This is a genomic window from Staphylococcus sp. FSL W8-1207 (assembly GCF_038003745.1).
In the GTDB taxonomy this organism is placed as follows: domain Bacteria; phylum Bacillota; class Bacilli; order Staphylococcales; family Staphylococcaceae; genus Staphylococcus; species Staphylococcus equorum.
The window spans coordinates 864,915-887,503 of the sequence record NZ_JBBOPU010000001.1; the positions used below are offsets into that span (position 1 = coordinate 864,915).

Below are 22,589 nucleotides of genomic sequence, written 5' to 3' on the forward strand. Positions count from 1 at the left end.
GAGTGCTTAATTTGGACAAAAAAGACTATAAAAAGTTTTATTTAATTAGAGAAGATGTTTTACCAGAATCAGTTGTAAAAACTTTAAAAATTAAAGATGTATTAAAAAATAATCCGTCATTGTCCATATTTGAAGCAGTCAAACAGTTTGATTTATCTAGAAGTGCATTTTATAAATATCGAGATACTATATTTCCGATTGATGAAAAAATGGAATCAACGAGAGAGTTTACATTAATATTGTATGTCAATGATATCGTAGGCATGTTGGCACAAGTATTAAATACATTATCTAGTTTACAGTTATCTGTATTAACCATTCACCAAAGTATTCCAATGGATGGAAGAGCAACAATCACACTTTCATTAGATGCGAAGGGTACGGATTTGGAAATTGATGATGTAATGGAAGCTTTAAAAATTATTGATCATATTTCTAAAGTTGAATTAATTAGTATGACTATATAAGGAAGTGTAAACTTGTACGCATATATTAAAGGCACATTAACAGTATTGAATCCTACACACGTGGTGGTTGAAGCATCAGGTGTAGGATATGAGATTCAAACACCTAATTCTTATCGTTTTCAAAAACAAATGGATCAAGAAGTTGTGATTCACACTTCACTTATCGTAAGAGAAGATGCACAGTTGCTCTATGGCTTTATAAATCAAGAAGAAAAAGATATGTTTTTAAGCTTGATAAAAGTAACTGGCATAGGTCCGAAATCTGCACTAGCTATTTTAGCAAGTAGTTCTCCGAATGACGTCAAAATTGCCATCGAGAATGAAAATGATGCTTATTTAACACAATTCCCTGGAATAGGTAAAAAAACTGCACGCCAAATTGTCTTGGATCTTAAAGGTAAGGTTCAGATTAATGAAGTAGATAGCAGTCAGCTATTAAACATGGGGATTGATAGTAATGGCGCAACTGCAATTGTTAAAGAAGCAATGCTAGCATTAGAAGCATTAGGTTATTCTAAACGTGAATTGACTAAAGTCGAAAAAACATTAACTAAAGAATCATTTGAATCTGTCGATGATGCAGTTAAAAGAGGATTACAATTACTTATATCATAAATATTACTATATTTAAAAAGGGGGGAATGTAATGGATGATAGAATGGTAGACCAATCAGTACATGAAGAGGAATCTTCATTTGAACTTTCTTTACGACCAACAAGGTTACGTCAATATATTGGACAATCAGCGATTAAATCGAATTTAGAAGTGTTTATTAAAGCAGCTAAAATGAGACAAGAGCCGTTAGATCATGTCCTATTATTTGGCCCCCCTGGATTAGGTAAAACGACTTTGTCTAACATCATTGCGAATGAAATGGAAGTAAATATTAGAACGATTTCTGGGCCATCTGTAGAACGGCCAGGTGATTTAGCGGCGATTCTTTCTAGTTTACAACCAGGAGACGTTTTATTTATTGATGAAATTCACAGGTTAAGTAGTGTTGTTGAAGAAGTATTATATCCCGCAATGGAAGATTTCTTTTTGGACATCGTTATTGGTAAAGGAGAAGAAGCGAGAAGTATTCGTATAGACTTGCCTCCATTTACTTTAATAGGTGCTACTACAAGAGCGGGTAGTTTAACAGCTCCTTTACGTGATAGATTCGGTGTTCATCTCAGATTAGAGTATTACGAAGAACCTGAATTAGAAGAAATCATTGTGCGTACTGCTGAAGTATTGGGAACGTCTATCGATAAAGAAAGTGCAACGGAATTAGCTAAACGTAGTCGAGGTACGCCAAGGGTTGCCAATCGTTTGTTAAAACGTGTACGTGATTTTCAACAAGTGAAGGAAGATGAATCAATTAGCATAGATACTACAAAGCAATCTCTGCAGTTATTACAAGTAGATGATGAAGGGCTAGATTACATTGATCATAAAATGATGAATTGTATATTGCAGCAGTATAAAGGCGGACCTGTTGGTTTGGATACGATAGCTGTTTCTATTGGTGAGGAACGCATTACAATTGAAGATGTATATGAACCCTTTTTAATTCAAAAAGGATTCATTGAGCGTACGCCAAGAGGACGGAAAGCGACACCTTATGCATTTGAACATTTTAGCAAGAATGGAAAGAGGGAATAAGTTTGGATATTGAAGCATTTGATTATCATTTGCCTGAAGCATTGATAGCACAAACACCTCTGAAAAACAGAGATGAGAGTAAATTATTAGTTCTTGGCAGACAAACTGGTGATATTGAACATAAACATTTTAAAGATGTCATTGATTTCTTAGATAAAGGTGACACACTTGTATTAAACGATACAAGAGTAATGCCAGCTCGTTTGTTTGGTTTGAAAGAAGAAACCGGTGCAAAAGTAGAGATGCTAATGCTGACACAAATCTCTGGTAATGATTGGGAAGTATTATTAAAACCTGCAAAAAGAATCAAAGTTGGTAACAAATTATCGTTCGGTGATGGCAAAATAGTTGCTGAGTGTATTGAGGAGTTAAATCAAGGTGGTCGTATAATGAGACTACATTACGAAGGCATATTACAAGAGCGCTTAGATGAGCTTGGTGAAATGCCGTTACCTCCTTATATTAAAGAACGCTTAGATGATCAAGATCGTTATCAAACTGTTTATGCCAAAGCATCTGGTTCTGCAGCAGCACCAACAGCAGGGTTACATTTTACTGACGAATTATTAAATCGTATAAAAGCAAAAGGTATTAACATCGCATTCATTACACTACATGTTGGTTTAGGTACATTTAGACCTGTAAGTGTAGATAATATTGACGATCATGAAATGCACAGTGAATATTATCAAATGGACCAAGAAACAGCAAAGTTGTTAAATGAAACCAAGTCTAAAGGACATCGTGTAATTTCTGTAGGTACAACTTCAACTAGGACATTAGAAACGATTATGCAAACAAATGAGGCATTTAAAGCTCAAAGCGGCTGGACAGATATCTTTATCTTCCCAGGCTATACATTTAAGGCAATTGATGGTTTAATTACAAACTTTCATTTACCAAAATCAACGCTTGTAATGCTAGTATCTGCTTTCAGTAGTAGAGATTATATTTTAAATGCATATCAACAAGCGGTAAAATCAGAATACAGATTCTTTAGTTTCGGAGATGCAATGTTAATTATTTAGGGAATGAAAGGAGATTTTATATGCCAGCAGTAACGTATGAGCATATTAAAACTTGTAAGCAATCAGGTGCGCGTTTAGGTATTGTACACACACCTCATGGATCATTTGAAACACCGATGTTTATGCCAGTAGGAACAAAAGCAACTGTTAAAACAATGAGTCCAGAAGAATTACATCAGATGGAAGCGAAAATCATTTTAGGGAATACTTATCATTTGTGGTTACAGCCAGGAAATGATATTATCAAAAAGAGTGGGGGATTACATCAGTTCATGAACTGGAATGGTCCTATACTGACTGATTCTGGCGGTTTCCAAGTATTTAGCTTAAGTAATTTGAGAAACATTACTGAAAAAGGCGTAGAGTTCCGTCATCACAAAAATGGATCGAAACTATTTTTGAGTCCTGAGAAAGCTACAGAGATTCAAAATGATTTAGGTTCAGATATTATGATGGCATTTGACGAATGTCCTCCAATGCCTGCCGAATATAAATATGTGAAAGATTCTATTGAAAGAACCACTAGATGGGCTGAGAGATGTTTGAAAGCACATAAGAGACCTGAAGATCAAGCTTTGTTTGGTATTATACAAGGCGGAGAATATAAAGATCTTAGAAAACAAAGCGCTGAAGAATTAGTTGCTTTAGATTTTCCAGGATATGCAATTGGTGGCCTGTCTGTAGGAGAGCCTAAACCAGTAATGTACGATATGGTGACGCATACTGAACAATTTATGCCGAAGGATAAACCACGTTATTTAATGGGTGTGGGTTCACCAGATGCATTGATTGAATGTAGTATTCGAGGTATAGACATGTTTGACTGTGTACTACCAACACGTATCGCACGTAACGGTACTTGTATGACTTCACATGGACGAGTGACTATTAAAAATGCTAAATATGCAGAAGATTTAGGACCACTTGATGAAAATTGTGACTGCTATACTTGTAAAAATTATAGTAGAGCTTACATAAGACATTTAATTAAAGCAGAAGAAACTTTTGGTATCCGTCTTACTACTTATCATAATTTACATTTCTTGCTAAAATTAATGGAAAATGTACGACAAGCTATTCGTGAAGATCGTCTTCTTGATTTTAAAGAAGAATTCTTTGAACAGTATGGACTTAATGTAGACAACCCAAAAAACTTTTAACAAGGGAGAAATAAAATAATGCAATTTACTTCATTAATATTACCAATTTTATTATTAGCATTAATGTGGTTTTTCTTAATCAGACCACAACAAAAAAGAGCGAAAGAGCATCGTGAAATGATTAGCCAAGTAAGTTCTGGCCAACATGTAACTACAATCGGTGGTATCAAAGGTACTGTTCGTGCAGTAGATGAAACTACAGTAGTATTAACTTTAAATGGCAACGGTACTGAAATCACTTTAGAAAAACCTGCTATAAAACAAGTTGATCCTTCATAATAAAGTAAAGAACTGATATGAAAATATCAGTTCTTTTTTTATTGACATATTCTACTGAAACATTAATGGAAATCATATATACTTTCTTAAACAATATGCTGATATAGTGTTATAATTTAAAATGACCTAGTATATAATCATCATAGCTTAACGTATAAACGAGTAATATTCTTGTAACAATTTAAAAAGTTAATAACGCTTACAATTAAGTTATGAATACAAAATAGTTGAGTTAGTTTTTACACACGTTGTAATATGTTAAGATAATAAGGTCGTTTAGAAAAACGTATAGATTGTATAAAATTGTATTAAAATGATTTAATCAAGTATTCTTATAACATAAGCTTACAATGAGGTGTTTAAGTGAAGAAGAGTAGTAGAATAGTTGCATTCATAGTGTTGGTAGCTCTGTTGTTGGGAGCTATGGCATTTACTTATAAGAGTGTAGTTAAAGACGTTAGTCTTGGTTTAGACTTACAAGGTGGATTTGAGGTCTTATATCAAGTAGATCCTTTACAAAAAGATGATAAAATTGACGATAAAGCGGTTAAATCAACAGCGAAAACGCTTGAAAATCGTGTCAACGTCTTAGGTGTTTCCGAGCCGAAAATTCAAGTCGAAGATAAAAATAGGATTCGTGTTCAACTTGCTGGTGTTAAAAACCAGTCTGAAGCGCGGGATGTTTTATCATCACAAGCAAATTTAACGATTCGTGATGCAGATGATAATATCAAATTGACTGGTAAAGATATTCAACAAGGTTCAGCAAAACAAGAATTCAAAGAGAATACGAATCAACCAGCAGTTACTTTCCAATTAAAAGATAGTGATAAATTTAAAAAAGTAACTGAAGAAATTTCGAAAAAAGATGAAAACGTCATGGTTGTTTGGTTAGATTACGAAAAAGGCGATTCTTACCATAAAGAAGTGACTAAAAAAGATCCGAAATTCGTTTCAGCTGCTTCAGTAGATAAACCAATTAACTCTGATAGTGTTGAAATTTCAGGTGGATTTAACGGTGAAGAAGGCATTAAAGAGGCTAAACAAATTGCTGATTTATTAAATGCAGGTTCCTTACCAGTAGATTTAAATGAGATTTATTCTAATTCAGTTGGCGCCCAATTTGGTCAAGATGCATTAGATAAAACAGTATTTGCTGCTATAATTGGTATCGCAGTAATTTATCTATTCATGTTAGGTTTCTACCGTTTACCAGGTTTAGTAGCAATTATTGCACTAACGGCGTATATATACCTAACAATGGTAGCATTTAACTTTATATCTGGTGTACTTACATTACCAGGTTTAGCAGCTTTAGTGTTAGGTGTCGGTATGGCTGTCGATGCGAACATTATAATGTATGAGCGGATTAAAGATGAGCTCAAAATTGGACGGACGCTCAAACAAGCTTATAAAAAGGCGAATAAGAGTTCTTTCTTAACCATTTTCGATGCACAGTTAACAACTGTTATCGCAGCCGCAGTGTTGTTCTTCTTTGGTGAAAGTTCAGTTAAAGGTTTCGCAACTATGTTACTTATTGGTATCTTAATGATCTTCGTAACAGCAGTGTTCCTATCAAGATGGCTATTATCACTACTTGTGTCATCTAATTACTTCAAAAAATCATATTGGTTATTTGGTGTAAACAAGAAAGATATTCATAATATCAATGAAGAAAAAGATATTCATGATTTGAGAACACCATATGAGCGCTGGGACTTTATGAAATTAGCGAAACCATTGTTATCATTAAGCGCCATTATTATCATTGTTGGTGCCATCATTCTCTTCATTTTCAAATTAAATTTAGGTATTGACTTCACAAGTGGTACGAGAGTTGATTTTGAATCTGAAAATAAAGTGTCAGAGGAAAAAGTAACTCAAACACTTGAAGATAAAGATTTCAAACCATCTCAGGTTTCATTAGGTGAAAATGGACAAAATGCAACCGTGCAATTTAAAAATGATTTGTCTAAAGATGAAGTTGCTAAAATTAAGAGTACTATAGATAATGAATTTGGTAATGATCCAACGGTCAATACGGTTTCACCTGTAATTGGTCGGGAACTTGCTAAAAATGCTATGTTTGCACTTGTATATGCTGCTATTGGTATTATTATCTATACTACATTTAGATTTGAGTGGCGTATGGGGCTATCATCCGTAATTGCATTACTACATGATGCATTTATGATTGTTGCTGTATTTAGTTTATTCAGATTAGAGGTGGATATTACCTTTATCGCTGCAGTATTAACGATTATTGGTTACTCTATCAATGATACGATTGTTACATTTGATAGGGTCCGGGAAAACTTACACAAAGTAAAAGTAATTACGAAGAAATCTCAAATAGACGATATTGTTAATAGATCGATTCGTCAGACAATGACACGTTCTATCAATACTGTTTTAACAGTAGTTATCGTAGTTATTTCGTTACTGGCATTTGGTGCACCAAGTATCTTTAACTTCTCATTAGCCTTACTTATCGGTCTGATTTCAGGTGTGTTCTCATCTGTGTTTATCGCAGTACCGTTATGGGGCATTATGAAGAAACGTCAACTTAAAAAATCAGATGATCATAAGATTGTCGTTTATAAAGAGAAAAAATCAAATGATGAAAAAATCTTAGTATAAGTTGCACAGGATGTAAGTACTTTGAATCTAGTGAAAACTATAGCTAAAATATGTTAAAGAAAGTGAAACAGCTCGAATTAAAAATTCGGGCTGTTTTTTTATGTGTTTAAAAAGGTATTAACGAATATAGTAATTTTAAAGACGAATGATGTTTATTAAGCTAAAGTATAGTGCTTTTCATGTTAAGATGTATTTGTGAATTTTTTAAAAAACATGGTATTCGCTGTATAAATATAATAGAAAGTCTTATTTAAATGTAAGTACTTTTTATTTTCGAATATCTTTTGTATAATTGCTTGTGGAAATGAGGGAGAATAGTATGATTAAATCCAAGTATACTTGGGATGTTAACGCACCAGAAACTGAGATTACAGAGGAAGTTTCATCAGAATTAAAGCTAACTCCTATTGTAAAGAAAATCTTAGAAAGTAAAGGATTAACTGATAAACCATCAATTGAGGCTTTGTTAAAAGGCACTCAAGTCACACATGATCCATTATTAATGAGCGATATGACTAAAGCTGTCGAACGTATTAATTTGGCGATAGATCAAAATCAAAAGATTTTAGTGTATGGTGATTATGATGCAGATGGTGTAACGTCTACAACTATACTCGTAAACACGTTAAAAGAGTTGGGCGCACATGTAGGTTGGTATATACCGAATCGTTTCTCTGAAGGTTATGGTCCAAATGAAATGGCGTTCAAAAATGCTTATGAAGAAGAGATTTCACTCATTATTACTGTAGATAATGGCATACAAGGCCATGAAGAAATACAAATGGTGCAAGATTTAGGTGTCGATGTAATTGTGACAGACCATCACGAAATTGGTAGAACAATGCCTAATGCTTATGCAATTGTACATCCGATGCATCCGGAATTTGATTATCCATTCAAGTATTTATGTGGTGCAGGCGTAGCTTATAAATTAGCACAGAATTTATTGGATGAGCCACCTGCATATTTCCTTGGCTTAGTTGCTATAGGAACAATTGCTGATTTAGTATCTTTAACGGATGAAAATCGAACTTTAGTTCAACAAGGATTAGAAGTTCTTAATGATCATTGTCCACCATCTATAAGGGCGATTTTAAAACAAGCTGGTTACAGTGATGAAATTAATGAAGAAACAATCGGTTTTATCATCGGCCCTCGCTTAAACGCAGTAGGTAGACTTGAAGATGCTGCGCTTGCTGCAGAATTATTAATGGCTGAAACAGATGAAGAAGCTGATTTTTTAGCTGAACAAGTTGAATTCTTTAATCAAGAGCGTAAAGATATCGTTGCACAAATTTCTGAAGAAGCATTACAAGTTGCTGAAGCACAAGTACAACAAGGCGCTAAATTTTTATTATTAGCTGAACCTAATTGGCATGAAGGTGTTTTAGGCATAGTGGCTTCTAAAGTTGTAGAAACGTATAGTTTACCAACGCTTATATTAAATGTCGATGAGGCGCAAGGCCATGCAAAAGGCTCAGCTCGTAGCATAGCTCAAGTCTCAATGTTCGAAGTTTTGAATGCACATGGTGATTTAATTTCGAAATTTGGTGGTCATCATATGGCTGCAGGTGTAACGATGCCTATAGAACACATTGAAACACTGAGACAAGGACTAAATGATTGGATGACTCAACTTGCTGAAACAACATCACTTGAACCACGTAAAAAAGTAGATGTTAAAATTTCAGAAGCTGATATAACAATAAAAAATATTCAAGATATTCAAAGACTACGTCCTTTTGGTACAGATTTTTCAAGTCCATGCTTTGAATTACAAGATGTTAATGTCAATCAAGCAAAAGGAATTGGCCAAGAACAGAAACATCTGAAACTCGTAATGGGTGAAAGTCAATTACAGGCTATCTTTTGGCAAAACGGGCACCTTGTTAAAGAATTAGGAGAACAACAACCGATTAATTGTATCGGTACGTTGCAGATTAATGAATGGAATGGTTTTCAATCTCCTCAATTCATGATACAAGACTTATCAAGTAATAACTTACAAATTCTTGATTATCGAAGTAAAAGTAAAGTGAGTGGCTTTGAGCAAAATTCAACGGATGTAGCTTATCTTATTCATAAAAAAAGTGAAAAACTAGGCGAGAATTATTACTTTTATGGTGATGAAATTCAACAAAATTATGATAAATATGTGTTCCGTGATTTGCCTGCTTCGATACAAGAAATCAGAGATACTTTGAAAACTGTGGAGGTTTCCCAAATTTACCTTGTTTTAAATCATGAACGCTCGATTTATTTCGAAGGCATGCCCAAAATGGAAACATTCAAACAATGCTTTAAAGCGTTAGCTACGAAAAAAGAAACTAATTTAGCTAAAGATGGTATGCAACTTTGCCAATACTTAAATATACAGTCTAGTATGCTTAAATTCATCTTGAAAGTTTTCCTTGATTTAGAGTTTATCAAAGATGAAAATGGTATAATTAAGATAAATAGCGACTCCACTAAGAAAGCAATTGAATCGAGTAAGTATTATCAAGGTCGTTTGGAAAGAATTGAAGTTGAAAAAATGTTGCTTTATGAAGATTTTACTAAATTAAAGCAATGGATTAAGTCTGAACTGGTAGATAAATAGGAGGAAGTTTGAATGGATTTAAAACAGTATGTGTCGGAAGTAGAAGATTGGCCAAAGCCTGGAGTTAACTTTAAAGATATTACAACAATTATGGATAACGGTGAAGCATTTGGTTATGCTACAGATCAAATTGTCCATTATGCTAAAGACCGTGATGTAGATGTGATAGTTGGACCAGAAGCGCGTGGCTTTATCATAGGTTGCCCAGTAGCTTATTCAATGGGTATTGGTTTTGCGCCAGTTAGAAAAGAAGGCAAATTACCAAGAGAAGTAATTCGCTACGAATACGATTTAGAATATGGGACAAATGTGTTAACAATGCATAAAGATGCGCTTAAACCAGGTCAACGTGTGTTAATTACCGATGACTTATTAGCTACGGGTGGAACGATTGAAGCGGCAATTAAACTTGTTGAACAATTAGGTGGCATCGTTGTAGGTATTGCATTTATCATTGAACTTAAATATCTTAACGGTATTGAAAAAATAGAAGATTACGACGTAATGAGTTTAATCTCATACGACGAATAAAATATAATAGTAAGATAACGAAAGAAGCTCAGACATGTATTTATGTTCTAGCTTCTTTTTTATTTAAAATATATATAATTTATTACATTAGAGCGAATCGTCGGTGAGTTACTTAAGGCCTTTTGTCTTAAGCTATTTCATTTTTTTTGAAATTTTAAAACATTTGAGTCTTTCATATTAATGACATACACTTGAACACACTATATAATATTTAAAAATAAACTTTATTTTCCCAATACGCACATGAACTCATTTATTTATTTAATAACATGTAGTATCATATAACTATTATACAAAATTTGACCTAATAAAATGAAAATACGTTACAATCGTAGTTAAATAAAATTAGATAAAGCTAACGAAATATAATACTGGGTATCTAATAACGATTAATATTTAGTATAGGGGTGTCTTAAGTGAACAATGAATATCCATATAGTGCTGATGAAGTACTATCCAAAGCCAAATCATATTTGTCAAAAGAAGATTATGAATATGTGTTAAAAAGTTATCATATTGCTTATGAGGCACATGAAGGTCAATTTCGAAAAAATGGTTTACCATACATAATGCATCCAATTCAAGTTGCTGGCATATTAACTGAAATGCATTTAGATGGGCCAACAATTGTTGCGGGATTTTTACATGACGTAATCGAGGATACACCATATACATTTGATGATGTTCAAGGTATGTTCAATGAAGAAATTGCAGTTATTGTAGAAGGTGTAACAAAATTAAAAAAAGTGAAATATCGTTCGAAAGAAGAACAGCAAGCGGAGAATCATCGAAAACTATTTATCGCAATTGCTAAAGACGTACGTGTGATTTTAGTTAAATTGGCAGATCGTTTACATAATATGAGAACAATAAAACCGATGCCAAGAGAAAAACAAATTAGAATTTCTAAAGAGACACTCGAAATTTATGCACCTTTGGCTCATAGATTAGGTATCAATACCATTAAATGGGAATTGGAAGATACAGCGCTTAGATACATAGATAGCGTTCAATATTTCAGAATTGTTAATTTAATGAAGAAAAAACGTAGTGAAAGAGAAGATTACATTCAAAATGCTATAAATCGTATACAAGCAGATATGTCTAGTATGAATATTGTTGGAGAAATCAATGGACGACCTAAACACATATATAGTATATATAGAAAAATGGTTAAACAAAAGAAACAGTTTGATCAAATTTTCGATTTATTAGCTGTTAGAATTATCGTAAATTCTATCAATGATTGTTACGCTGTACTGGGCTTAGTACACACACTTTGGAAACCGATGCCTGGTAGATTTAAGGATTACATTGCGATGCCAAAACAAAATATGTATCAGTCACTGCATACAACTGTTGTTGGTCCAAACGGCGATCCGCTTGAAATACAAATCAGAACTTCTGAAATGCATGAAATCGCTGAACATGGTGTAGCAGCACACTGGGCATATAAAGAAGGCAAAAAAGTAACTGAGAAAGCACAAAACTTTAATAAAAAATTAAATTGGATTAAAGAGTTTGCAGAAACAGACAATACTACTTCGGATGCTGAAGAATTTATGGAAACACTTAAATTTGATTTACAAAGTGACAAAGTATATGCATTTACACCAGAAAGTGACGTTGTAGAATTGCCTTACGGTGCAGTTCCTATTGATTTTGCATATGCAGTTCATAGTGAAGTAGGTAATAAAATGATAGGTTCAAAAGTAAATGGTAAGATCGAACCTATAGACTATGTATTGCAAACTGGAGATATTGTTGAAATTAGAACAAGCAAACATTCTTACGGTCCAAGTAGAGATTGGTTGAAAATTGTAAAATCATCAAGTGCGAAAAGTAAAATTCGCAGTTTCTTTAAAAAACAAGATCGCTCTTCAAACATTGAAAAGGGTAAATTTATGATTGAAGCGGAAATAAAAGATCAAGGTTTCAGAGTAGACACAGTATTAAATGAAGAAAACATTGACGTAGTAAATAATAAATATAATTTTGCTAACGATGATGACTTATTTGCTGCAGTTGGTTTTGGTGGCGTAACAGCTTTACAAATAGTGAATAAATTGACTGAAAAACAGCGTATTCAAGATAAACAAAAAGCATTGAATTCAGCACAAGAAATTTCTAAATCAGTACCTATTAAAGAAGACATTACAACGGATAGTGGCGTATATGTTGAAGGTATTGAAAATGTCTTAATCAAATTATCAAAATGTTGTAATCCAATCCCAGGTGATGATATTGTTGGTTATATCACTAAAGGGCATGGCATTAAAGTACATAGAACAGATTGCCCTAATATTAAAAGTGAAAAAGACCGCTTGATTCATGTAGAATGGGTACGTTCTAAAGACGCTACTCAACGTTATCAGGTAGATTTAGAAGTTTCTGCTTACGATAGAAATGGGCTTCTAAATGAAGTGTTACAAGCTGTAAATTCAACTAAAAGTAATTTAGTGAAAGTATCTGGTAAGTCAGATATCGATAAAAATGCTGTAATTAATATTAGTGTTATGGTAAAAAATGTTAACGAAGTTTACCAAGTTGTAGACAAGATTAAACAACTCGGCGATGTATATACTGTCACAAGAGTTTGGAATTAGAGGTGCAACATACATGAAAATAGTCGTACAAAGAGTAAAAGAAGCTTCGGTTTCTAATGAAAATATTGAAAATAAAATAAAAAAAGGATATTGCTTATTTGTTGGTGTTGGTAAAACATCTACCGAGGCTGATATTTTGGCATTAGCAAAAAAAATTGTGAATGCACGGTTATTTGAAGATAATGATGGAAAGCTTAACTTAAATATTCAACAAGTTGAAGGTGAAATTTTATCTATATCGCAATTCACATTGTATGCAGACGTTAGAAAAGGGAACAGACCAGGATTCTCTTATTCTATGCCTCCCGAACAGGCAAATGAATATTACGAATTGTTTAACGATGCATTACGTTCTTATGGAATAAACGTGTTAACAGGCGAATTTGGTACGGATATGTTAGTGAATATTGCTAATGATGGACCTGTAACAGTGATTTATGAAAGTCAGGATGGCAAAATAGTATGAAAAAACTCGATACTTGGTTAGAAAAACATAATCTTAGAAATATCCCCACATTTATTGTCGCAGTAGCATTTGTCATTTTCATTATTATGATTATTGCTTTCTTAAATCATAATGATGAAAACAGTAGTACGATTTATATTACTGAAGATGCAGAATTAAGAACTGGACCTAACGCTGTTTATCCAGAAATTAATTCAATCAAAAAGGGACAAAACTTCCATAAAATTGGCGAATCTGGTAAGTGGATTGAAGTAGAATCCGGTAACAATGAAAAAGGCTGGGTGGCTGGTTGGCATACGAATTTAAATATTCAAGCAGACACTAACAAGAATGCTAAACCTTTGAAAGATAAAATAATTGTACTTGACCCTGGTCACGGTGGACGTGATCAGGGGGCATCAAGTAATACAAACAAACATAGTAAAGAGAAAGTATACACTTTAAAAACCGCTAAAGAACTCAAAGTACTTTTAGAAAAAGAAGGTGCAACAGTGAATATGACACGTAGTTCAGATGAATATGTCAGTCTTAGCGATAGAAATATTAAAGGTGATGCTTATATTAGTATACATAACGATTCATTAAAATCAGCTAAAGCAAACGGTAGTACCGTTTATTGGTTTAAGAAAAATCAAAAAGCATTAGCAGAGACGTTGAGTGCAAGCTTACAAAAGAAAGCTTTATTAACAAATAAAGGCGCACGACAAGAAAACTTCCAAGTATTGAGACAAACAGATGTACCAGCAGTATTATTAGAGTTAGGTTATATTAGTAATCCTACAGATGAAGATATGATTAGAGATCAATTACATCGACAAATTGTAGAAAAAGCAGTAGTTGATGGACTACGTGCATACTTCTCAGAATAAAAGGGTTGCATATTAGTCATAAACTCGTTATTATTAAATATGAATTCTATATTAAAACCGCTATGATTCTTGAAAATTCTAAACGAAATGGTAACATTTAAACAATGCGAAGAGACATAATTCCTGGCTGAAAAATTATGCTTAGTAATTTAGAAATTTAACACAAGAAGAGGTGCTTTAAAAATAAAGCCGTGTAACGAACGTTATTCGTATGAAGTGGGTTATAAATTTAAATATTTATAACCAATTAGGGTGGCAACACGGAAATTCGTCCCTTGTATGACTATTAGTCATGCAAGGGTTTTTTTATTGCTTAAAAGGAGAGGTTCTATGATAAATATACCTAGAGGGACTCAAGATATTTTACCAGAGGAAACAAAGAAATGGCGTTATATTGAAGCAAAGTTAGATCAACTCATGGAATTGTATAATTACGAAGAAATTCGTACACCAATTTTTGAAAGTACTGAATTATTTGCACGTGGTGTAGGTGGTTCAACGGATGTTGTTCAAAAAGAAATGTATACCTTTAAAGATAAAGGTGACCGAAATATCACATTACGTCCAGAGGGCACAGCAGCAGTTGTACGTTCATATATAGAAAATAAAATGCAAGGTATTGCGAACCAACCTATTAAACTATACTATAACGGACCAATGTTTCGTTATGAACGAAAACAAAAAGGTAGATACCGCCAATTCACTCAGTTTGGTGTAGAAGCTATTGGCGCTGAAAATCCAGGTGTTGATGCAGAAGTATTAGCAATGGCAATGCATATCTATCAGTCATTTGGATTGAAACACTTAAAACTCGTTATTAATAGTATTGGTGATATAAATTCTCGTAAAGAATATAATGATGCACTTGTGAATCATTTTGAACCTGTAATCGATCAATTTTGTAGTGATTGTCAATCACGTTTACACACAAATCCGATGAGGATTTTAGATTGTAAAATCGATAAAGATAAAGAAGAAATAAAAACAGCTCCAAGTATTACAGAATTTTTAAATGAATCATCAAAAGCTTATTATTCAGAAGTAAAACAACATTTAGATGATTTAGGTATTCCGTATGTAGAAGATCCGAACTTAGTTAGAGGATTAGATTACTATACACATACTGCTTTCGAGTTAATGATGGATAACCCTAATTATGATGGTGCGATTACTACATTATGTGGTGGCGGACGATATAATGGCTTATTGGAATTATTAGATGGACCAAGTCAAACTGGTATAGGATTTGCGTTAAGTATTGAAAGATTGTTGCTTGCACTAGAGGAAGAACAAATTGAACTTAATGCCAATCATGAATTTGATTTATTTATTGTAACAATGGGCGATAAAGCGGACCGTTATGCTGTTAAACTATTAAATGATTTACGTAAAAATGGTGTGAAGGCAGATAAAGATTATTTACAACGTAAAGTTAAAGGCCAAATGAAGCAAGCAGATAGATTAAATGCGAGATATACAATAGTTGTTGGCGAGCAAGAGCTAGAAGAAAATAAAATTAATGTAAAAAATATGGAATCAGGCGAAACTGAAACTATTAAATTAGATGAAATGGTTAATTATTTCAAAAATTAAGGAGAGATATCATGAGTAAACGCACAACATACTGTGGTTTAGTAACTGAGTCGTTATTAGACCAAGAAGTAACATTAAAAGGTTGGGTACACAACCGTAGAGATTTAGGTGGCTTAATTTTTGTTGATTTACGTGACCGTGAAGGTTATGTCCAAATCGTATTTAACCCAGATTTTTCAGCAGAAGCATTACAAATTGCAGAAACTGTTAGATCAGAGTATGTGGTAGAAGTTAAAGGAATAGTTAAGCAACGTGATCCTCAAACAGTAAACCCAAAAATTGAAACTGGTCAAGTTGAAGTACAAGTTTCAGATATTCAAATTATCAATAAATCTGAGACACCTCCATTTGCTTTAAATGAAGAAAATCAAAATGTAGATGAAAATATCAGATTAAAATATAGATATCTTGATTTACGACGTCAAGAGTTAGCACAAACATTTAAAATGAGACACCAAACAACACGTTCTATTAGACAATACTTAGATCAAGAAGGTTTTTATGATATAGAAACACCTGTATTAAATAAATCTACGCCAGAGGGTGCCCGTGACTATTTAGTACCATCACGTGTACATGGCGGTGAATTTTATGCTTTACCTCAGTCACCACAAATATTCAAACAATTATTAATGATTAGTGGTTTTGATAAATACTACCAAATTGTTAAGTGTTTCCGTGATGAAGATTTACGTGCTGATCGTCAACCAGAATTCACTCAAGTAGATATTGAGATGAGCTTCGTGGATCAAGAAGATGTGATCGATATGGGCGAAGAAATGTTGCAAAATGTTGTTAAAGATGTGAAAGACGTTGAAGTACCGCGTCCATTCCCAAGAATGACATATAACGAAGCTATGAGTCGTTATGGTTCAGATAAACCAGATACACGTTTTGGCATGGAGTTAATCGATGTTTCAGAACTTGGTGAAGTCATGGACTTTAAAGTATTCAAAGATGCCATCAATAAAGATGGTCAAGTTAAGGCAATTGTAGCTGAAGGCGCTTCTGACAAATATACAAGAAAAGATATAGATGTTTTAACTGAATTTGTAAACATCTATGGTGCTAAAGGCTTAGCTTGGGTAAAAGTTGTAGATGATGGCTTAAATGGGCCAATCGCCAAATTCTTTGAAAATGATCATGTTGAAAAGTTACAATCGCTAACTGGAGCACAAGCAGGTGACTTAGTATTATTCGTAGCAGATAAACCAAGTGTTGTTGCACAAAGTTTAGGCGCTTTACGTCTTAAACTTGCGAAAGAATTAAACATGATTGATGAAACGAAATTGAATTTCTTATGGGTTACAGATTGGCCTTTACTTGAATATGATGAAGATGTTAAACGTTATACTGCAGCACATCATCCATTCACTTCACCGAAACAAGAAGATATTGAAAAATTAAGCACTGAGCCTGAGAATGTTCAAGCTAATGCATATGATATTGTTTTGAATGGTTATGAATTAGGCGGGGGCTCTATCAGAATTCATGATGCTGATTTACAAGCTAAAATGTTCGAAGTTTTAGGTTTCACAGACGAACAAGCAAAAGAACAATTTGGTTTCTTGCTAGATGCCTTTAAATATGGTGCACCACCACACGGCGGCATAGCATTAGGATTAGACCGTTTAGTTATGTTATTAACGAATCGCACAAACTTACGTGATACAATTGCCTTTCCTAAAACTGCATCTGCAACATGTCTATTAACAGATGCACCAAGTGAAGTATCAGAAAATCAATTAGAAGAACTTTCATTACGTATTCGTCATTAATTAGCGCAAAAAGTTTTAATTCTTGCTAATTTGAAATTATGTGTTATGATGTTCACATAAGATAGTCATCTGAAGTGTTCGTAAGTTTGCTTCATATTTGGGCCTAACACTCTTTGATCCGGGAGCCCAATGGGTTTTCTTGCAGCGCACACGCCTCAAAGGAGGACTTGCAAAACAAGAAACAGGGCACCCACCTGTTATAAGCAGGCCGAATGATCAAGCACTTTATAACTACGGCACTAACGGACTCTATCGTACGCAAGACTTCGGTCTTGCGTATTTTTTTTGCTGAAATTTAAAATGTGTATGCTACGATTTCAAATAATGTAAGATAAATAATGCATTTTGTAAATATAAATATATGATAATGTTATAATAGTTTTGTTATAGCATATTAATAATAATAAGGAGTATTTAGATGAGACATCAATTTTCTAGAAATGAATTAGCCTATGGTCAAGAAGGCTTGGAATTATTAAAAGAAAAGACAGTTGTTGTGCTTGGTGTAGGTGGGGTTGGTTCATTTGCCGCTGAAGCTTTGGCACGAACGAATATTGGTCATATCATTCTTATTGATAAAGATGATGTTGATATCACTAACGTCAATCGTCAATTGCATGCGCTTACGACTACAATCGGTCAGAGTAAAGTGACTTTGATGGAGGAACGTATTAAATTAATTAACCCTGATTGTAAAGTGACTTCATTACATATGTTTTATACAGAAGAAACTTATGAAGCGTTGTTCAGTGAGTATGATATCGATTATTTTGTAGATGCAAGTGACACAATCATTTATAAAGTACACTTAATGAAAGAGTGTTTAGATAGAGGTATTTCCGTGATTTCAAGCATGGGTGCTGCCAATAAAATTGATCCAACACGTTTTGAAGTTGCAGATATTTCTAAAACGCATACAGATCCGATGGCTAAAATTATAAGACGTAAATTAAAAAAATTAGGTATTCATAAAGGGATACCTGTTGTATATTCAGATGAAAGTCCAATTGTAATTAGAGAAGATGTTAAAGATACAGTGGGTGATGCTAATGCACCAACAAGAAAAGGGCAAATGCCACCATCTTCAAATGCTTTTGTGCCTAGTGTAGTTGGATTAATCAGTGCAGGTTTTGTAATTAATGATATTCTAAAAGACATTCCCGTTACGCGTATTAAAGACAAAAAATAAAAAATGTTCATTCATTAATAACTATTTAAAAAGGTAGCTTCCTGTTTTTGGGAGCTACCTTTTATGGATTATACTGATTTATATTTTATTTCTTTTTTTGTGAATGACTAATATTGTCGTAAACAGACTTAAATTGCTGTTCACTTTTAGAGGTTGTTTTGGGCTCATAATAAATTCTATTTTTAAGTTTATCGGGTAAATATTGTTGTGAAACGAATCCGCTCTCATAACTATGCGGATATTTATAACCGATTGCCCGACCTAATTCTTTAGCACCTGCATAATGACCATCTTTTAAGTGGTCAGGAATCTGACCAACATGTCCCTTACGTATATCTGATAGTGCAGCATCAATAGCTGAAATACCTGAGTTAGATTTTGGTGATAAACAAAGTTCTATTACAGCTTGGCTCAAAGGAATTCTAGCCTCGGGGAAACCTAAACGCTCAGCTGACTCTATTGCTGCTAATGTACGTTGACCAGCTGCTGGTGACGCCAAACCGACATCTTCAAAACTAATTACTAATAAACGTCGAACGATTGTTGGTAAATCTCCAGCTTCGATTAAACGTGCAAGGTAATGTAATGCAGCATTAACATCGCTACCTCTAATTGATTTTTGAAATGCACTCATTACATCGTAGTGCATGTCTCCATCTTTATCACTTACAAAAGCACCTTTTTGCAAACAATCTTTTGCATCTTCTAGTGTGATATGCCTATTGCCATCAGTCACTTTAGAACTTAATACAGCCAATTCTAAAGCATTGAGTGCACTTCTAACATCGCCTTGACTTTGTGTGGTAAAGTAAGTCATTGCTTCATCATCAACAATTGGATTGTAAGTAGCGAGCCCACGTTCAGCATCATTAATTGCTCTCTCTAATGAGACTCTGACATCATTGTCATCTAATGGATATAATTCGAAAATTTGAGCTCTTGAACGTATAGCAGGATTAATTGCATGGTAAGGATTAGATGTTGTCGCGCCAATTAATACAATTTTCCCATTTTCTAAGTGCGGTAATAAAAAATCTTGTTTGGCTTTATCTAAACGATGTATTTCATCTAATAATAGAATTACTTGTCCAGACATTTTAGCTTCTTCCACAATTAACTGCATATCTTTTTTTGTATTCGTTACAGCATTGAGCTGTCGAAACTTGAATTGTGTACTGCCAGATATCGCTTTTGCAATACTTGTTTTACCTATACCAGGAGGACCAAAAAATATCATTGAAGATAATCTTTTTGTTTCAACCATTCTTCTAATAATTCCTTTTGGACCTACTAAATGTTTTTGAGAAATAATTTCATCTATGTTATTCGGACGCATTCTAGATGCAAGTGGTTCGTTCGTCACAATCTGTCACACCTTTCTAATTCTATATTAACGTAAAAAATGATAGAATGTTAATATATAGTATTCGAATTAAGTGAGGTAATATAATGAAAATTTCAACAAAAGGAAGATATGGGTTAACATTAATGATTTCCCTAGCTAAAAAACAAGGACAAGGGTGCGTATCATTAAAATCTATAGCAGAAGAAAATAATTTAAGTGATCTATATCTAGAGCAATTAGTCGGTCCTTTACGGAATGCTGGATTAATTCGAAGTGTTCGTGGTGCAAAAGGCGGTTACCAATTAAGAGTACCAGCGGAAGAAATTACAGCTGGTGATATTATACGTTTATTAGAAGGTCCAATTACGTTTGTAGAAAGTATTGAATCAGAGCCACCTGCGCAAAAAGAACTTTGGATTAGAATGAGAGATGCTGTTAGAGAAGTACTTGATAATACAACTTTACAATATCTAGCCGATTTTAAAGAAACTGATGACTTAGATGGTTATATGTTTTATATTTAAAATGTAATATAATTTATAATTTTATAGTTCAGAATGATTTCTTTTAATGAAAATATTGGATTTATTTTCTTTTTCATGTTTAGACAGAATGATTAGTGGTATTTAATTTGTATACATTGCTAAGGAGGTAATTTACATGGCAGATGAAAATAAATTCGAACAAGCAAAAGGTAATGTGAAAGAAACAGTCGGTAATGTAACTGACAATAAAGATTTAGAAAATGAAGGCAAGGAAGATAAAACTTCTGGTAAAGCTAAAGAATTCGTAGAAAATGCAAAAGATAAAGCGAATGACGCTATTGATAAATTCAAAAAATAATTTAATTTAAAAGGAGTAATTACTATGGCTGAAAATTTCTTAGACAAAGCAAAAGAAACTGCAAAAACTGTATCTGAAAAATTAAAAGGGTCTGACAATGAAAAAGCACAACAAGCTTCAGAACAAATTGATAAATTCACTGGTGGCAGTGACGATAACAAAGAAGAAGATAACAAAGGTGAAGATAACAAAGACGAAAAATAATCTTTGCTAAAATTAATTTGTAAAATGATAAAATCCCAATCTACAAACTTGTAGATTGGGATTTTATCATTTTATTTACTTGAATTTTATAGCGTATCTACCACGTTTTTTAGTTTATGGTAAGAATCAAGTTGGGCTTCTTGATCATAAATATAGCTGATAGCCATTAATTCATCAATATCACCATGTTCATCTATAAATGTTTTAATTTTATTTTTTACAGTTTCTTCAGAGCCGATAAGTGATGAACTCATACGTTGTTGGGCAATTTCAAATTCAGTAGGTGTTAAGATACCTTTTAAATCATCAGTAGGTGGTTGAAGTGGTTGCATTCTGCCTCTTGTTATACTGACCATAACTTGTGCTTGAGTTGTTGATAAGTATTCAGCTTGTTCATCAGTATCAGCAACAATGGCATTTAAACAAACGATGACATAAGGTTTGCTAAGTTCATTGGAAGGTTCAAATAAATCTTTATAAATTTCGATTGCATCTTTCATTTGTTGTGGTGCAAAATGACCAGCAAAAACATAAGGAAGTCCTTTTCGTGCTGCTAAATGGGCAGAATCAGTAGATGAACCTAGGATATAAAGTGGTACATGTTTATCTACAGCGGGATAAGCTCGCACATATGCTTGCTGATTACCAGGACCAAAATATTTGGCAAGTTGTTCAACTTCTTCCGGAAATTCATAAACACCATTATGTTGATCTCTACGTAAGGCACTAGCAGTCATCATATCAGTGCCAGGAGCACGTCCTAAACCTAAATCTACACGCTCTGGAAATATTGTTTCCATCGTACCAAACTGTTCGGCAACTACTAATGGTGCATGATTTGGTAACATGATACCACCTGAGCCTACTCGGATTTTAGATGTGTGCTCTAATGTATGTTGGATTAACAAAGCAGTAGCAGAACTTACTAAATTTGGTGCATTGTGATGTTCTGCAATCCAATAGCGTTCATAATCTAACGTCTCCAAATTTTGAGCTAATTTAACCATATCTTTAATCGCAGCTTGATCATCTTCTCCTTCTCGAATAGGTACAAGATTAAGCGCTGATAATTTTAAATTGTACATGTTTATCGTTGTCCTCCTCATTGATTGTTATTATATTGAAGTATAACAGTCGTTATAAAACTTGCGTAAGAAACTGCTCACTGTTATAATGATGGAAATTAAAAACGTTAGGTGGCTTAATTAAGGCGATGAAGACATTGGATAAATATCAAGAAAATAAATTAACAAAACTACATTTAAATGAGAAAGTTATAGGATATGTCCATGTCGTAAATAATATGAACTATTATTAAGCAACCGCATATAATGATTGCAGTAT

At 33.5% G+C, this 22,589-nt stretch carries 20 protein-coding genes and 1 other RNA gene; 19 read left to right on the top strand and 2 right to left on the bottom strand.

Going from position 1 to position 22,589, the window contains the following annotated elements; translation table 11 throughout:
* The first annotated feature begins 11 nt into the window (after positions 1 to 11).
* The 16 genes from NSR03_RS04380 to NSR03_RS04455 all read left to right on the top strand — a co-directional run bounded on the left by NSR03_RS04380 (position 12) and on the right by NSR03_RS04455 (position 18,853).
* Positions 12 to 467 (top strand): ACT domain-containing protein, encoded by a 456-nt coding sequence (locus NSR03_RS04380; protein ID WP_021339115.1) that lies wholly within the window; start codon positions 12 to 14, stop codon positions 465 to 467.
* Positions 468 to 479: 12 nt separating this feature from the next.
* Positions 480 to 1,082: a Holliday junction branch migration protein RuvA gene (ruvA, locus tag NSR03_RS04385; RefSeq protein WP_002507412.1), complete on the top strand. Its 603-nt coding sequence runs from the start codon at positions 480 to 482 to the stop codon at positions 1,080 to 1,082.
* Positions 1,083 to 1,113: 31 nt separating this feature from the next.
* The gene (gene ruvB / locus NSR03_RS04390) at positions 1,114 to 2,115 is read left to right on the top strand and encodes a Holliday junction branch migration DNA helicase RuvB (RefSeq protein ID WP_021339116.1); all 1,002 of its coding nucleotides are present in this window, start codon (positions 1,114 to 1,116) and stop codon (positions 2,113 to 2,115) included.
* 2 nt (positions 2,116 to 2,117) lie between these two features.
* Positions 2,118 to 3,143 carry a tRNA preQ1(34) S-adenosylmethionine ribosyltransferase-isomerase QueA gene (gene queA / locus NSR03_RS04395; RefSeq protein ID WP_069820855.1) on the top strand — a complete coding sequence of 342 codons (1,026 nt, stop codon included), beginning with the start codon at positions 2,118 to 2,120 and terminating at the stop codon, positions 3,141 to 3,143.
* 20 nt (positions 3,144 to 3,163) lie between these two features.
* Positions 3,164 to 4,303 (top strand): tRNA guanosine(34) transglycosylase Tgt, encoded by a 1,140-nt coding sequence (gene tgt / locus NSR03_RS04400; RefSeq protein WP_002507415.1) that lies wholly within the window; start codon positions 3,164 to 3,166, stop codon positions 4,301 to 4,303.
* An 18-nt stretch (positions 4,304 to 4,321) separates the two neighbouring features.
* The gene (gene yajC / locus NSR03_RS04405; RefSeq protein ID WP_002507416.1) at positions 4,322 to 4,582 is read left to right on the top strand and encodes a preprotein translocase subunit YajC; all 261 of its coding nucleotides are present in this window, start codon (positions 4,322 to 4,324) and stop codon (positions 4,580 to 4,582) included.
* A 363-nt stretch (positions 4,583 to 4,945) separates the two neighbouring features.
* Positions 4,946 to 7,222 carry a protein translocase subunit SecDF gene (secDF, locus tag NSR03_RS04410; protein ID WP_031265961.1) on the top strand — a complete coding sequence of 759 codons (2,277 nt, stop codon included), beginning with the start codon at positions 4,946 to 4,948 and terminating at the stop codon, positions 7,220 to 7,222.
* 319 nt (positions 7,223 to 7,541) lie between these two features.
* Positions 7,542 to 9,821, top strand: a complete 2,280-nt coding sequence (recJ, locus tag NSR03_RS04415; RefSeq protein ID WP_069801588.1) for a single-stranded-DNA-specific exonuclease RecJ — start codon at positions 7,542 to 7,544, stop codon at positions 9,819 to 9,821.
* Positions 9,822 to 9,833: 12 nt separating this feature from the next.
* Complete coding sequence (locus NSR03_RS04420) at positions 9,834 to 10,352, top strand: adenine phosphoribosyltransferase (RefSeq protein ID WP_021339119.1); 519 nt, start codon at positions 9,834 to 9,836, stop codon at positions 10,350 to 10,352.
* Between the two features lie 416 nt (positions 10,353 to 10,768).
* Positions 10,769 to 12,958 (top strand): RelA/SpoT family protein, encoded by a 2,190-nt coding sequence (locus NSR03_RS04425; RefSeq protein WP_002507420.1) that lies wholly within the window; start codon positions 10,769 to 10,771, stop codon positions 12,956 to 12,958.
* A 13-nt stretch (positions 12,959 to 12,971) separates the two neighbouring features.
* Positions 12,972 to 13,424, top strand: a complete 453-nt coding sequence (gene dtd / locus NSR03_RS04430) for a D-aminoacyl-tRNA deacylase (RefSeq protein ID WP_021339120.1) — start codon at positions 12,972 to 12,974, stop codon at positions 13,422 to 13,424.
* A complete protein-coding gene (locus tag NSR03_RS04435; RefSeq protein WP_021339121.1) occupies positions 13,421 to 14,293 on the top strand; it encodes an N-acetylmuramoyl-L-alanine amidase in 873 nt (290 codons plus the stop codon). Before dtd ends, NSR03_RS04435 begins: the two co-directional genes overlap by 4 nt.
* 330 nt (positions 14,294 to 14,623) lie before the next feature.
* Positions 14,624 to 15,886, top strand: coding sequence for a histidine--tRNA ligase (gene hisS / locus NSR03_RS04440; protein ID WP_002507423.1), 1,263 nt, complete (start codon positions 14,624 to 14,626; stop codon positions 15,884 to 15,886).
* A gap of 11 nt (positions 15,887 to 15,897) precedes the next feature.
* Positions 15,898 to 17,664: an aspartate--tRNA ligase gene (aspS, locus tag NSR03_RS04445; RefSeq protein WP_021339122.1), complete on the top strand. Its 1,767-nt coding sequence runs from the start codon at positions 15,898 to 15,900 to the stop codon at positions 17,662 to 17,664.
* Positions 17,665 to 17,727: 63 nt separating this feature from the next.
* A non-coding RNA gene (ssrS, locus tag NSR03_RS04450) (6S RNA) lies at positions 17,728 to 17,917 on the top strand.
* A gap of 165 nt (positions 17,918 to 18,082) precedes the next feature.
* Positions 18,083 to 18,853 carry a tRNA threonylcarbamoyladenosine dehydratase gene (locus NSR03_RS04455; RefSeq protein ID WP_002507425.1) on the top strand — a complete coding sequence of 257 codons (771 nt, stop codon included), beginning with the start codon at positions 18,083 to 18,085 and terminating at the stop codon, positions 18,851 to 18,853.
* 85 nt (positions 18,854 to 18,938) lie between these two features.
* Here the strand turns inward: NSR03_RS04455 and NSR03_RS04460 are convergent, their stop codons facing one another.
* Positions 18,939 to 20,216, bottom strand: a complete 1,278-nt coding sequence (locus NSR03_RS04460; protein WP_021339123.1) for a replication-associated recombination protein A — start codon at positions 20,214 to 20,216, stop codon at positions 18,939 to 18,941.
* A gap of 86 nt (positions 20,217 to 20,302) precedes the next feature.
* Between NSR03_RS04460 and cymR the strand changes: the two genes are divergently transcribed.
* The 3 genes from cymR (at position 20,303) to NSR03_RS04475 (ending at position 21,245) form a co-directional block, all read left to right on the top strand.
* Entirely contained in the window at positions 20,303 to 20,722 is a 420-nt protein-coding gene (gene cymR, locus NSR03_RS04465) for a cysteine metabolism transcriptional regulator CymR (protein WP_002507427.1), read from the top strand.
* Between the two features lie 136 nt (positions 20,723 to 20,858).
* On the top strand, positions 20,859 to 21,041 hold the full coding sequence (locus tag NSR03_RS04470; RefSeq protein ID WP_002507428.1) for a CsbD family protein: 183 nt from the start codon (positions 20,859 to 20,861) through the stop codon (positions 21,039 to 21,041).
* A 24-nt stretch (positions 21,042 to 21,065) separates the two neighbouring features.
* Positions 21,066 to 21,245: a hypothetical protein gene (locus NSR03_RS04475; protein ID WP_021339124.1), complete on the top strand. Its 180-nt coding sequence runs from the start codon at positions 21,066 to 21,068 to the stop codon at positions 21,243 to 21,245.
* Between the two features lie 86 nt (positions 21,246 to 21,331).
* Here NSR03_RS04475 and NSR03_RS04480 read toward each other — a convergent pair whose 3' ends face one another.
* Positions 21,332 to 22,330, bottom strand: coding sequence for an LLM class flavin-dependent oxidoreductase (locus NSR03_RS04480; protein WP_021339125.1), 999 nt, complete (start codon positions 22,328 to 22,330; stop codon positions 21,332 to 21,334).
* Positions 22,331 to 22,589: the final 259 nt, after the last annotated feature.

Excerpts from the sequence above, each read along its gene's own strand:
- NSR03_RS04470 (WP_002507428.1), top strand. The coding sequence starts at position 20,859 with ATGGCAGATGAAAATAAATTCGAACAAGCAAAAGGTAATGTGAAAGAA.
- NSR03_RS04455 (WP_002507425.1), top strand. The coding sequence starts at position 18,083 with ATGAGACATCAATTTTCTAGAAATGAATTAGCCTATGGTCAAGAAGGC.
- hisS (WP_002507423.1), top strand. The coding sequence starts at position 14,624 with ATGATAAATATACCTAGAGGGACTCAAGATATTTTACCAGAGGAAACA.
- ruvB (WP_021339116.1), top strand. The coding sequence starts at position 1,114 with ATGGATGATAGAATGGTAGACCAATCAGTACATGAAGAGGAATCTTCA.
- NSR03_RS04420 (WP_021339119.1), top strand. The coding sequence starts at position 9,834 with ATGGATTTAAAACAGTATGTGTCGGAAGTAGAAGATTGGCCAAAGCCT.
- recJ (WP_069801588.1), top strand. The coding sequence starts at position 7,542 with ATGATTAAATCCAAGTATACTTGGGATGTTAACGCACCAGAAACTGAG.
- yajC (WP_002507416.1), top strand. The coding sequence starts at position 4,322 with ATGCAATTTACTTCATTAATATTACCAATTTTATTATTAGCATTAATG.
- aspS (WP_021339122.1), top strand. The coding sequence starts at position 15,898 with ATGAGTAAACGCACAACATACTGTGGTTTAGTAACTGAGTCGTTATTA.
- NSR03_RS04480 (WP_021339125.1), bottom strand. The coding sequence starts at position 22,330 with ATGTACAATTTAAAATTATCAGCGCTTAATCTTGTACCTATTCGAGAA.
- tgt (WP_002507415.1), top strand. The coding sequence starts at position 3,164 with ATGCCAGCAGTAACGTATGAGCATATTAAAACTTGTAAGCAATCAGGT.
- dtd (WP_021339120.1), top strand. The coding sequence starts at position 12,972 with ATGAAAATAGTCGTACAAAGAGTAAAAGAAGCTTCGGTTTCTAATGAA.
- NSR03_RS04475 (WP_021339124.1), top strand. The coding sequence starts at position 21,066 with ATGGCTGAAAATTTCTTAGACAAAGCAAAAGAAACTGCAAAAACTGTA.
- cymR (WP_002507427.1), top strand. The coding sequence starts at position 20,303 with ATGAAAATTTCAACAAAAGGAAGATATGGGTTAACATTAATGATTTCC.
- NSR03_RS04435 (WP_021339121.1), top strand. The coding sequence starts at position 13,421 with ATGAAAAAACTCGATACTTGGTTAGAAAAACATAATCTTAGAAATATC.